This window comes from Vibrio mimicus CAIM 602, assembly GCF_000338875.1.
Lineage (GTDB): Bacteria > Pseudomonadota > Gammaproteobacteria > Enterobacterales > Vibrionaceae > Vibrio > Vibrio mimicus.
This window is the reverse complement of sequence record NZ_AOMO01000016.1, coordinates 19,683-31,769: the sequence shown is the minus strand read 5'-3', so window position 1 is coordinate 31,769 and position 12,087 is coordinate 19,683. Positions and strand designations below refer to the sequence as shown.

General features: G+C 46.4%; 7 protein-coding genes, 1 tRNA gene and 1 pseudogene. 4 read left to right on the top strand and 5 right to left on the bottom strand.

The genetic code is table 11. The annotated features are described in order from the left end of the window. Positions 1-395: 395 nt before the first annotated feature. Positions 396-3,047 (top strand): beta-N-acetylhexosaminidase, encoded by a 2,652-nt coding sequence (locus D908_RS17375; RefSeq protein ID WP_005522353.1) that lies wholly within the window; start codon positions 396-398, stop codon positions 3,045-3,047. A 137-nt stretch (positions 3,048-3,184) separates the two neighbouring features. Here D908_RS17375 and D908_RS17380 read toward each other — a convergent pair whose 3' ends face one another. Both D908_RS17380 and copA read right to left on the bottom strand, forming a co-directional pair. After that, positions 3,185-3,625, bottom strand: coding sequence for a DUF411 domain-containing protein (locus D908_RS17380; RefSeq protein ID WP_000830505.1), 441 nt, complete (start codon positions 3,623-3,625; stop codon positions 3,185-3,187). Between the two features lie 8 nt (positions 3,626-3,633). Next, a pseudogene (copA, locus tag D908_RS0118790) lies at positions 3,634-6,353 on the bottom strand (copper-translocating P-type ATPase CopA). A 200-nt stretch (positions 6,354-6,553) separates the two neighbouring features. Here copA and gltX point away from each other — a divergent pair. Then, positions 6,554-7,978, top strand: coding sequence for a glutamate--tRNA ligase (gene gltX / locus D908_RS17385; RefSeq protein WP_005522352.1), 1,425 nt, complete (start codon positions 6,554-6,556; stop codon positions 7,976-7,978). A 295-nt stretch (positions 7,979-8,273) separates the two neighbouring features. Beyond that, positions 8,274-9,242, top strand: coding sequence for an OmpA family protein (locus tag D908_RS17390; protein WP_005522351.1), 969 nt, complete (start codon positions 8,274-8,276; stop codon positions 9,240-9,242). A gap of 133 nt (positions 9,243-9,375) precedes the next feature. Here the strand turns inward: D908_RS17390 and D908_RS17395 are convergent, their stop codons facing one another. From D908_RS17395 to D908_RS17405, 3 genes are all read right to left on the bottom strand, one after another. Beyond that, on the bottom strand, positions 9,376-9,882 hold the full coding sequence (locus tag D908_RS17395; protein ID WP_000045928.1) for a hypothetical protein: 507 nt from the start codon (positions 9,880-9,882) through the stop codon (positions 9,376-9,378). A gap of 154 nt (positions 9,883-10,036) precedes the next feature. Next, positions 10,037-10,113, bottom strand: a tRNA-Arg gene (locus D908_RS17400). A gap of 42 nt (positions 10,114-10,155) precedes the next feature. Next, positions 10,156-11,289, bottom strand: a complete 1,134-nt coding sequence (locus D908_RS17405; protein ID WP_000739500.1) for a flagellar assembly protein FlgT — start codon at positions 11,287-11,289, stop codon at positions 10,156-10,158. A 159-nt stretch (positions 11,290-11,448) separates the two neighbouring features. Here D908_RS17405 and D908_RS17410 point away from each other — a divergent pair, with 159 nt between their 5' ends. Continuing rightward, positions 11,449-12,084, top strand: a complete 636-nt coding sequence (locus D908_RS17410) for a FlgO family outer membrane protein (RefSeq protein ID WP_000759069.1) — start codon at positions 11,449-11,451, stop codon at positions 12,082-12,084. The last annotated feature ends 3 nt before the right edge of the window (positions 12,085-12,087 follow it).

The window sequence follows — 12,087 nt, the reverse complement described above, 5'->3', positions numbered from 1 at the left end:
ATTAACGAATTTGACGGAGTGAGAATGATGATGAAGCTCACATCTTGTGGATTTGTTCGAGCTTATTCACTTATTTAACATTTTTTCTCATGTGATCATCCTCACTTTTTATTGGGGTATTAGAGGTGTGAAGTGTGATCTTAATTCTAGGAAATCTCGTCAAAACTGAACTGTCGATTTTGACGTTATTTTTATGTTTTTGATAAACAAGGATTTAATTCATTTTCAAAATGTAAAGTTTGAGGTTGATCACTGGCGTAAAGGATTAATTTTGAGCTTAGAAAAAAGTCTCGCTAAATACTCCCTGAATTTTAGGTAAAGCCATTGGCTGATGTCGTTTTGGGATTGGATGCTTGCTGAGTATCCTCATCGTGAATCAATTTAGGGTAATTATTATGCTGAAGAAGAGTCTTATCTCTATCGCGGTATTCACTTCATTAAGTGGCTGCGCGTTGAATTCATCATCACCACAAGAAGTGGTGAATACACTTGCGAACAATTTGGATGTCCAATATCAAGTGGTGACCAACCATGGTGCAGATACTGGGTTAGCGTGTCAGACTCTGGAAGCAGAGTGGGCGTCATGTAACCAAGTCAATATGACGTTGGTTAACAGTGGTGAGGCGGTCAATTCAAAAGATTGGGCCATCTATTTCCATAGCATTCGCATTATTCTCGATGTAGATAACGATCAATTTAAAGTTACCCGCGTGACCGGGGATTTGCACAAGCTAGAACCTACAGACAAATTTGATGGTTTTGCCGCTGGTGAAACTGCGGTTCTGCCGCTGATTGGTGAGTACTGGACTCTGTTTGATACTGACTTTATGCCACGTGCTTTTGTGACAGCTCCTGATGCAGAGCCAAAAGTGATTGCTTCTTTGAACACGGAAGATGTGGACAGTTTTGTGTCTGGCCTAGAGGGCGAAAATCTCAAGCGCATTCCTAGCGACAACAATGTGTTTGCTCAAGCCCTGTCTCGTTTTGAAAAAAATAGCGATGTCGCTTTGCAAGATGTTTCCAGCGCACTGATCCCAACACCGCTGCAAGTGAAAACCCACAAAGGTTCAGTTTCTATCGCGAAAGGCATTGCAGTGCCAAGTAAAGCGTTTGAAGGTGAGCAAGCGAAAGCACTCAATGAGCGTGCGCAACTGCTTGGTGTGAACCTGAAAGGGGTAATGCCAGCGCAAGTTGTTATCAATCCTAAATCTTTTAAAGGTGAGCTGGCCAAATCTGGTGCTTATCGTTTAGCGATCACCTCTAAGGCGATTAAAGTTACCGCATATGACCAAGCGGGTGCATTCTACGCTATGCAATCGGTGCTTGGTCTAGTCGATATGGCGGATGCGACTCAACTGCCAAAAGTAGAAATCGTCGATGCTCCACGCTTTGATTACCGTGGTGTGATGGTGGACGTGGCGCGTAATTTCCACTCTAAACAAGCGATTCTGGCAACATTAGACCAGATGGCCGCTTACAAAATGAATAAGCTGCATCTGCACCTGACTGATGACGAAGGCTGGCGTATTGAAATCCCAGGATTGCCAGAGCTTACTGACATCGGCAGTCAACGTTGTTTTGACCCGAGCGAAACGGAATGTGTATTGCCACAATTGGGTTCTGGTCCAAATGCAGATAACTTTGGCTCTGGCTATTTCACTAAGCAAGATTACCTAGAGATCCTGCAATACGCGAAAGCACGTCATATCGAAGTGATCCCTGAAATTGATATGCCAGCGCACGCTCGTGCTGCCGTTGTTTCCATGGAAGCGCGTTACCAACGTTTAATGCAAGAGGGCAATGAGGCGGCGGCCAATGAGTTCCGTCTGCTGGATCCGCAAGATACCTCTAACGTCACCACAGTACAGTTTTATGATCGCATGAGCTTTATCAACCCATGCTTAGATTCGTCAAAGCGTTTTGTGGATAAAGTGATCTCTGAGATTGCGGCAATGCATCAAGCAGCAGGTATGCCTTTGACGACGTGGCACTTTGGTGGCGACGAAGCGAAAAACATCAAGTTGGGCGCTGGCTTCCAAGATATCAACACTCAAGAGCCGGTAAGCTGGAAAGGCAACTTGGATCTGAGCAAGCAAGACAAACCCTTTGCGCGTTCGCCGCAGTGTCAAAACTTGATTGCGAGCGGTGCAGTGAGTGATTTCGGCCACTTACCAAGCTACTTTGCTGAGCAAGTTTCTAAGCTGGTGGCAGAGAAAGGCATTCCTAATTTCCAAGCATGGCAAGATGGCTTGAAATACAGCGAAGGTGAAAAAGCGTTCGCGACTGAGAACACGCGTGTGAACTTCTGGGATGTCCTGTACTGGGGCGGTTCTGCTTCTGCCTATGAATGGGCTGAGAAAGGTTACGATGTGATCATCTCTAACCCTGACTACGTGTATATGGATATGCCTTATGAAGCTGATCCAAAAGAGCGTGGCTACTACTGGGCAACGCGTGCGACCGATACACGTAAAATGTTTGGTTTTGCACCGGAAAACTTGCCACAAAACGCAGAAACCTCACTGGATCGTGATGGCAATGGCTTCAGTGGTAAAGGCGAAGTGAAAGGTAAGCCTTTCTATGGTCTGTCTGCGCAGCTTTGGTCTGAAACCGTACGTACCGATGAGCAATATGAATACATGGTATTCCCTCGCGTGCTCGCAGCCGCTGAGCGTGCATGGCATCGTGCGGATTGGGAAAACACTTACAAAGCTGGCGTGGAATATTCGCAGGAGACTCAGCGAGTCAACGACAAAGCTCTAAATGCGGATTGGAATCGCTTTGCTAACGTATTGGGTCAACGTGAGCTGGCCAAACTTGAGAAAGCAGGTATTGATTACCGCCTCCCAGTTCCGGGAGCGAAGATCGAGAACGGTCATTTGGCCATGAACGTTCAGTTCCCTGGTGTCACGCTGCAATACTCACTGGATGGTCAAACTTGGTTGGATTATGACGCAAAACAAGCACCAAAAGTGAACGGAGAAGTTTGGATTCGCTCTGTTTCTGCCAGCGGTGAGCGTGCTAGCCGAGTGACTTCGCTAAAATAATCGAACACTCATTTCACTGAATGGATAATGAAAGCCTCCGCATGCGGAGGCTTTTCTTTTGTCTTTTTTCTAGAAGAAAAAGTTATTAGACAGCGCTTTGTGTCTAGCTCTCTATTCTCTTTGATAAAAAGGAGAGATCAGTTTCCTTTATGGAAACGGTATTCAAACACTTGGCCGCGCTCATTAAAGGCGTATACCGCATAGCTGTCTTTCTTATCACCATATTCCATGCCCGGTGAACCCATAGGCATTCCAGGAACTGCTAGCCCTTTTGCATTTTTTGGTGGGTTAGCCAGAAAATCTTTGATGTCTTGCGCTGGAATATGACCTTCAAAGACATAACCGCCGATCTCTGCGGTATGGCAAGAGGCCAGTTTTGGTTTTACCCCCAGTTGTTGCTTAATCCCATTCATGTCGTCATGCAGGACTTCTTTAACCGTAAAACCATTTTCTTCCATGTGTTTGGTCCATTCGGTGCAACAACCACAGTAAGGTGATTTGTGATTCACTACATCGACGGCAAGCGCTTGCCCTGAAAAAGCTGCAAATAGGGCGAGTGTCATAATTGATCGTTTCATGATTTACCTCATTGAGAATGTTGGTCGAAAGAAATTTTGCTCCAGCGCAGTCTATTCGCATTGCTGACTACGGTAATGGAGGAGAGCGCCATCGCAGCCCCTGCGATAACTGGGCTAAGCAAAAATCCAAAAGCCGGGTAAAGTACACCCGCAGCGATAGGAATGCCAAGCGTGTTGTAAATAAATGCGCCAAACAGGTTCTGCTTCATATTGCGAACGGTGGCTTGAGAAAGTTCAATCGCACTGACCACACTCGTTGGCGATGAGTTCAAAAGTGTCATCTGTGCACTCTCGATCGCCACATCACTGCCACTACCCATTGCAATACCAATGTCGGCAAGCGCCAGAGCTGGGGCATCATTAATACCATCACCAATCATGGCCACTTTGCGGCCTTGTTGTTGCAAAGCTTGAATGTGCTGCGCTTTTTGATCGGGCAGTACTTGCGCAATCACTTGCGAGATACCGAGCTCTTTAGCAATGGCATTCGCGACCGAAGCATGATCGCCAGTCAGCATCACAGTATGAATTCCAAGCTCATTGAGCTTACGTACCGCTTGTGCTGAGGTGGGTTTGATCGGATCGGCAATGGCTAATACGCCTTGCAACATGCCACGATAAGCCACTGCAACCGGAGTCCATGCTTGTGCTGCAAACTGCTCTAGAGTCGATTCAGCCATAGACAAATCAATGCCTTGCTCTTTCATAAAAGCCAATGAGCCGACAAGCGCGGTTTGATTTTGGTAATCAGCCGATAGTCCACGCCCACGTTGGTTAGTGAATTGGCTGATCTCTACTGGGCTAATATTGCGCTGTTTCGCGTAATCACAGATCGCTTTAGCCAGTGGGTGTTCAGATTGCTGCTCAAGGGCATAGGCTAAGGCAAGCAATTGGTTTTCATCACCCTGCATGACATGCAGTGATTGAATACTTGGTTTGCCTAAGGTCAGAGTCCCCGTTTTATCAAACACGACGGTATCTACCTGACTTGCGGTCTGCAGTACATTGGCGTCGCGAATCAAAATACCCATCTCTGCCGCCTTGCCGATACCCACGGTAATGGAGAGCGGAGTAGCAAGCCCCAAAGCACAAGGGCAGGCAATGATCAGCACAGTCGTTGCAACGACCAGCATGTAACTGGCTTTAGGATCAGGGCCATACAGATACCAAAGCGCGGCAGACAGGATGGCAATGAATACCACGACAGGGACGAAGACGGACGAAATCTGGTCTGCTAAACGAGCAATCGCAGGCTTACTGCTTTGCGCTTGTCTTACCATCTGGATAATACGAGCCAGCATAGTTTCCGAACCAATGCCAGTAGCAGTGATCACCAAACTGCCATCTTGGTTCAGAGTACCTGCCGCGACTTTTGCTCCTTGTTCTTTGAGAACAGGAATGGGTTCGCCCGTGAGCATGGATTCATCCAGATAAGAGTGACCAGTACTGACCACACCATCGACAGGAACTTGCTCTCCGGGTTTGATGCGTAGTGACATCCCCAGTTGAATATCCGCGACAGCATGGATTGATCGCCTTGTTCAGTCACCAACGTCGCTTGCTGTGGTTGTAAGTTAAGCAAGGCTTGCAGTGAGCGATTAGTATTGCTTTTGGCTTTGGTTTCAATGTAATGACCCAGCGAAATCAAACCAATGATCATTGCCGTTGCTTCGAAGTACACATGACGCGCCGCATCAGGGAACGCTTGCGGCCAAGCCACCACGAGCATGGAGTAAAACCAAGCAGCCCCTGTACCCAATGCGACGAGAGTATCCATTGTCGCTCTGCCATGAGTCAGTGCTTGCCACGCATTAATAAAGAAGTGGCGTCCTGCGGTGAGCAGCAGTACGAAACAGATGACGCCGATTCCACCCCATACCATTTGATCACTACTATTGCGGATCATCATGTTGCCGCCAAACACGCCCCACAGCATTAAAGGCGCACCCAGAGCGATACCCAATAAGGCACTCTGTTTATGTTCTTTTTGTAAAGCATCGAGTTGCGCTTGCTGTTTAGCTTGTTGCTGCGCTGGGTTATCCAAGATCTCAGCTTGGTAGCCAGCACTTTGAATGGCGTTAAGCAGTGGTTGAGGATTAGCGAAATTGGCTTTCACCAAGGCGCTTTGCTCTGTGAGGTTGACTTGTGCACTTTGTACACCCTCAACAGAAAGCAGGGCTTTTTCCACCGATGCCACACAACTGGCGCAGGTCATCCCTTTAATAAGAAGAGAGAGCGTTTGGCTAGAAGCCTCAGTTAGTTCTGTGTTCGAGGAGTTTTCAGCATCAGGCGTGTCGATTTTCTTCTCATTAATAGAGGCTGTTGGCGTGAATGTTGATTCTTGTTCTGCTTCTATAGCCTGATAGCCCACTTCCGCCACTAGCGCTTTCACTTGTTCTGCGGTTAAGGTTGTGACGAGCGAAAGCTGATCTTTACTGACTTGCAGTTTGGCAATTTCTGCCTGCGCGCTGAGGTGCGTGGTCAGTTTATTCACACAGCGACCACAATTTAAACCTTGTAGCTGATAAGTTTGCTCTGTGCCGCCTTGATAACCCAGCGATTCAATGCTGGTGAGCACCTCATTTAAGGTGGCATTGGTATGTAGTTCAATCGAGGTTGGCGTCAGCGTTTCGATCTCGACGGTGAGATCTTGATTGAGTTGGCGCTCCAATTTTCGAGCACAGCCCATGCAATTTAGGCCACGCAGAGGTAAGGCAAAATAGTTCATTTTCATTCCTCCCATTGGAATGAGAACAAGGATAAACCTTGACCTTAAGGTAAGGTCAACCCTTACTTCTCGCACTCATTTCGGTGAGTGTGAATTTGCCGAAAATCGTGCGTAGCATCGCGCTAACTCGGGTGTTAGAATACCGCCCAAAATTTCGCATGCTGAGCACTCAGCAAAAGAATCTCACAAAGGTAATTGAAATGACGGTTAAAACTCGTTTTGCGCCTAGTCCAACTGGGTATCTGCACGTAGGTGGTGCGCGTACAGCACTCTATTCTTGGTTGTATGCAAAAAGCCAAGGCGGCGAATTTGTTCTACGTATTGAAGATACTGACTTAGAACGCTCTACTCAGGCGGCGGTAGATGCCATCATTGAAGGCATGACTTGGTTAGGCTTGGAATGGGATGAAGGTCCATACTACCAAACCAAACGTTTTGACCGTTACAACCAAGTGATTGATCAGCTGTTGGCTGAAGGCAAAGCCTACAAGTGCTATGCCCCGAAAGAGCTATTGGATGAAATCCGCGCGGAGCAAGAAGCGAACAAAGAGATGCCTCGCTACGATGCGAATCATCCAAAAATCAAAGCGGTAAATGAAGCAGCGAAAGAAGGCGAGCCTTGCTGTATCCGTTTCCGCAACCCGAAAGAGGGTAGCGTAGTTTTTGATGACCAAATTCGTGGCCGCATCGAAATCCGTAACGACCAACTGGATGATCTGATCATCTGTCGTACTGATGGCACTCCAACCTATAACTTCTGTGTAGTCGTGGATGATGTTGATATGGGTATCAGCCATGTGATTCGCGGTGAAGACCACATCAACAACACGCCACGCCAAATCAACATTTACAAAGCAATGGGTGCAACCATCCCAACGTTTGCACACTGTGCAATGATCTTGGGTGATGACGGTGCCAAGCTGTCTAAGCGTCATGGCGCAGTTTCTGTGATGCAATACCGCGATGACGGCTACTTGCCAGAAGCGCTGTTGAACTACTTAGTGCGTTTAGGTTGGGGACATGGCGACCAAGAGATCTTCTCTCGCGATGAAATGATCAACCTATTCAGCCTTGGCGCAATTTCCAAATCCGCGTCAGCGTTTAACACTGACAAACTGCTATGGTTGAACAACCACTACATCAAGACTTCAGAACCTGAGTATGTGGCGAAACACCTTGAGTGGCATTTTGATCACCAAGGCATTAACAAAGCGACTGGCCCTGCATTAGCTGAAGTGGTGAAGTTGGTGGGCGAGCGTTGCAATACTCTGGTTGAGCTAGCGCAGCAATCACGTTACTTCTACGAAGATTTTGCCGAGTTTGATGCTGATGCCGCGAAGAAACATCTACGTGGCGTAGCGAAAGAGCCATTGATGCTGGCTCTGAGCAAGATTGAAGCTCTGACTGAATGGAATACCGAAGCGCTTCACCAAGTGATCGCTCAAGTGTGTGAAGAGCTTGAGATCGGCATGGGTAAAATCGGTATGCCACTACGTGTTGCAGTAACAGGTGGCGGTCAATCACCTTCTGTTGATGCAGTAATGAACCTTATCGGTCAAGAGCGTGTGATTACGCGTATCAAAATGGCATTAGCTTATATTGAGACTCGAGAAGCAAACGCATAATTAATCTATTGCATATTAAGCTTGAAGCCGCAGTTTTTACTGCGGCTTTTTTATTAACTGATAACACAATAATCTAATGCGATGGTTTGAGTTAAAAACTTGTGTTTTATAATTTTCTCATTTTTAGCAAAGACGTGACAAAATATTAACCCAATAGCTCTTTTCCTTTTTATTTCATCCGTTATAGTGATGCCGACAAAAAGGCCTTATGACTCGAATACGAGTAAACCTTTTTGAACGGTCGTGAAACAGTCAATCACTCACGACAATAATCATAATGAAAAAAGGAAATACCATGAAAAAGCTAGCGGCAATCATTTCAACGACGTTACTTTTTGCTTCTTCTGCTGCAATGGCTGAAGTGTATGTCGGAGGTAAGGTCGGTAAGTCTTGGTTGGATGACGCATGCCTGGCAAATCAGACATGTAACGATGATGATGAGGTAGTTGGCGCGTTTCTAGGCTACCAAGCTAACAAATGGCTTTCTGTAGAAGCTGGATACGATTACTTAGGTAAGTTTACTGCTGCTGGATTAGCTGATGAGAAGGTACAGGCAGTTACGCTGGCACCAAGACTCAGCCTTCCTCTAACAGAAGCGATTGCGCTATACGGTAAAGTGGGTGGTGCTTATGTCGATTACGGCAGCAAGAGCGATTACTCATACCTAGGTGCAGCTGGCTTAGAGTTTAACACCAACCACAACGTCACCATGCGTTTGGAATACCAAAACATCACAGACATCAACAACGACATCGTACGTGCTAGCGCAGAAACTGCCACGTTAGGTATCGCTTATAAGTTTGGTGGAAGTGAAGCACCAGCTGCTGTTGAACAACGTCCAGCAGAACCAGCTCCTGTAGCAGAAGAGCCAGTAGTAGAGAAAGTGGCAGTAACTAAAACGTTCACTTTCCAACATCTAGACAGCGGCACATTTGCTAACAACAGCGCTGAGCTAAAGCCATCAATGGAGACGAAACTCGACAAATTGGTAGGCTACCTAAACCAATACCCACAAGCTAAAGTGGAAGTGGTAGGTCATACTGATTCAAACGGCTCTGAAGCTTACAACCAAAAACTGTCTGAGAAACGTGCTCAAGCAGTAGCGAAAGCTCTGGAAGCTCAAGGTGTTGATGCTGCTCGCATCACAGCGAAAGGCCAAGGCGAAAGCAACCCGATCGCTTCTAACGCAACAGCGGAAGGTCGTGAGAAAAACCGCCGTGTTGAGCTAGTTATTCCTGAGTTCCAGTACCAAGTTACTGAGTAATGAGTGACTGTTCAAACAGTGACTGAATAACATCGATTAAATTAACAAAGGCCCATCAGGGCCTTTGTTTTTTCTCTCAATCTATCAATACATCACCCTATCGATACATCACCGATGACAGTGTTTTGAGAAGTTATTTCAGATCGATACTGTTCAAACGTCCCATGAAGACCAAAATATCAAGACAGTCTTTATGCGCCGCCAAGAGTGCTTTTTTGGTTTTGGTGTAGGCCGCTAACTTACCGTGTTTATTGATTGAACAAACCACGCTGCGGAAATGGCACTTACCTTGTTCATCATATTCCCGCCATGCCGCAATATAACAAGCATCACGAGCCTCTGGATTATCTTGGGTTGGTCTAGGTTTATGGATGATTTTCGGTTCTAGGCTGTGTGGCAGGCGAGTCATTAGATAAGGATCTTTCAGAATACGCCGCCAAAATTTTCCCCACATTGCGGAGCCTAATTCGTTGCGTAACAGAATGGCTTTTTTCAGCCCTTTCCTTTCACCTAGACGCACAAATCCGACTGAGCGATGCAAAACCGTATCGTCAGGAGTATGGATATGGATTTTATAGGCCGTCTTCGCTTTTGAAATAAAACGATGTCCGGTATTGGTTTCTAGATTACTTTTCGACATGCTGTGTTTTATAAATAAAACTGTTAATAGTAATAGTAGAGGATTTTGACTAGCACGAGAAGAAATGTGATGAAGGAATGACCAAACGTTGACATGAATGAGTGGCAACAAAGCGAGACAAAAAACATTTGTCCACATTGGTTACTAGGAAAAATGGCGCTCCCGACAGGATTTGAACCTGTGACCTGCCCCTTAGGAGGGGGCTGCGCTATCCAGCTGTGCCACGGGAGCAAGATTGAGTGAAGTGTCACTTTAGGGCACTTCACTGAGTTATTACATCTGTTTATGCATTACATCGCCAATTTGAATACTGTAGGCAAGCTCAGGTTGGTCGACGGTCAATTCAGCTTCATGTTCGTAAACACGTGATACAGTCAGGGTGATTTCACTTTGTGTGACTTTATTACGTGGCAACCCTTGCTGGTCAATAAACGCGCCCGTATGCCAGAGGCGAAGCTTATCACCTTGTTGAACACCGTGAATGCGTCCGAGATCCATCGTTACTGTCGTACCGAATTTCGCAATAATTTCTGGCAGAGTGATTTTGCACGAAATCTCTGATTCTAAGTCGAGCATAATATTGCGGCTCACTCGTAGCATCATCTCACCGTAAGTTGATGCCCAGAAACGAGCACTGCGGGTATCAATTTGGCTTGTTTTGGCAAATGGCCAACGGGCAACTTCCCGATAAGTCCGTGTCATCACTTCGTTACCTGTTTTGCCATCAAACACGCTTATTTCCATTGCAAACTGACGGTTGATAACGTCATCTTGTAGTGCCTTTTGCTCTATAGTTGCCGTGAGATCAGAGATGACGCCGCCAATAATGTATTGCGCTCCTGCATCTTGAGCGATCATCTTGATTCGCTCAGGCGCTTTGGGATCAATATCGTATTGCGTAGTTCCGACGGAGACAAAGCTACGAGATTCTTGTTCTAGGCGGCGATTGATCACCTGCGCAAAATCATCACCCACTTGGTAAATCTGTCCCATTACCGCTTGCTGAGGAGAGGCAAGATCAATGTTGCCGATCAGCATGGTTTTTTTGTATTGCTCAACGTGGCAAGCCGTTGCCGATGGGTAAATATCGATGCGTGTGCGGACATACATGACATTTTTAGAAACTTTTCGCTCTTCAATCAGTATGTAGCGCACTTCATGGTTGGAGAACAAATACTCCTTGCGGTCAGATTCTAACAGCGGCATTAAATTGCTGATGCTGCCAATATCTGCCCCGGCAAAATTTACCGCTTTATACAACGCATCTTCTAATGCGTGTAAACGGGCAACCTCCTCTGAAGAAACTATGGCGGCAGAGCCTGTCACCTCATACCAAGCAGCATGAGCGGAGTTGAGGTAAAGGCTCATCCAAAGTACTGAAATTATGGATAAAATATTTTTTTTCATCGTAAGGTCCCAAGTGGGTATAAATTTTGCTTTTCAAATCCTAACTGATGTAGGCATTGCAATTCTGAATAATGACAGATTGAGAAAAGCAAGGAGCGTTCCAGTTTAATCGAGTGAGAAGCTGAAATGCGCGCCATAGTATATCTGGAGATGAAGAGAATGAAAAAATGGCTTTCCTTAGTACCCGTTGTCTTACTGACTTCGTGTGCATACGCCCCGATTTATAACGGTAAAGAGCCATACAATGGTTCACAGTTTATGTTGATGGAGAGTCCACGTCACACGTTGGATTTCTTTGTTGAGAGCATGACCGAAGATTTGATGCTCTCCAATACGAGCATTACGGCTCGTACCCCGATTGCCGTAACCTCATTTGTGGATCTGCAAAATATGGATACCACAAACTGGTTGGGGAATTCGGTTTCTGAAGGTTTTATTCATCAGTTCCAACGTCGTGGATTTAAAGTGGTTGATTTCAAAACCACAGGTTCGATCCAAGTGACCCAGCAAGGTGACTTCGCTTTTAGCCGCGACTGGAAAGATCTTTCACAACAGCAAGAAGTGCAGTACGTGCTGACGGGCACCATGTTACGCCAAGAGGGCGGGGTAATTGTGAATGCGCGTGTCGTTGGTATGCAGTCACGCGTTGTGGTTGCAACGGCACAAGGCTTCTTGCCTGCAGATCGTATTGGCCGAGATCTGGATACTCTAAACAGTATTCGTACTCAGGATGGAGTCTTGATTCGCTCCGATCCGACGATGACTCAGCCATACACCGTCATTCTGCGCCCATAGGAG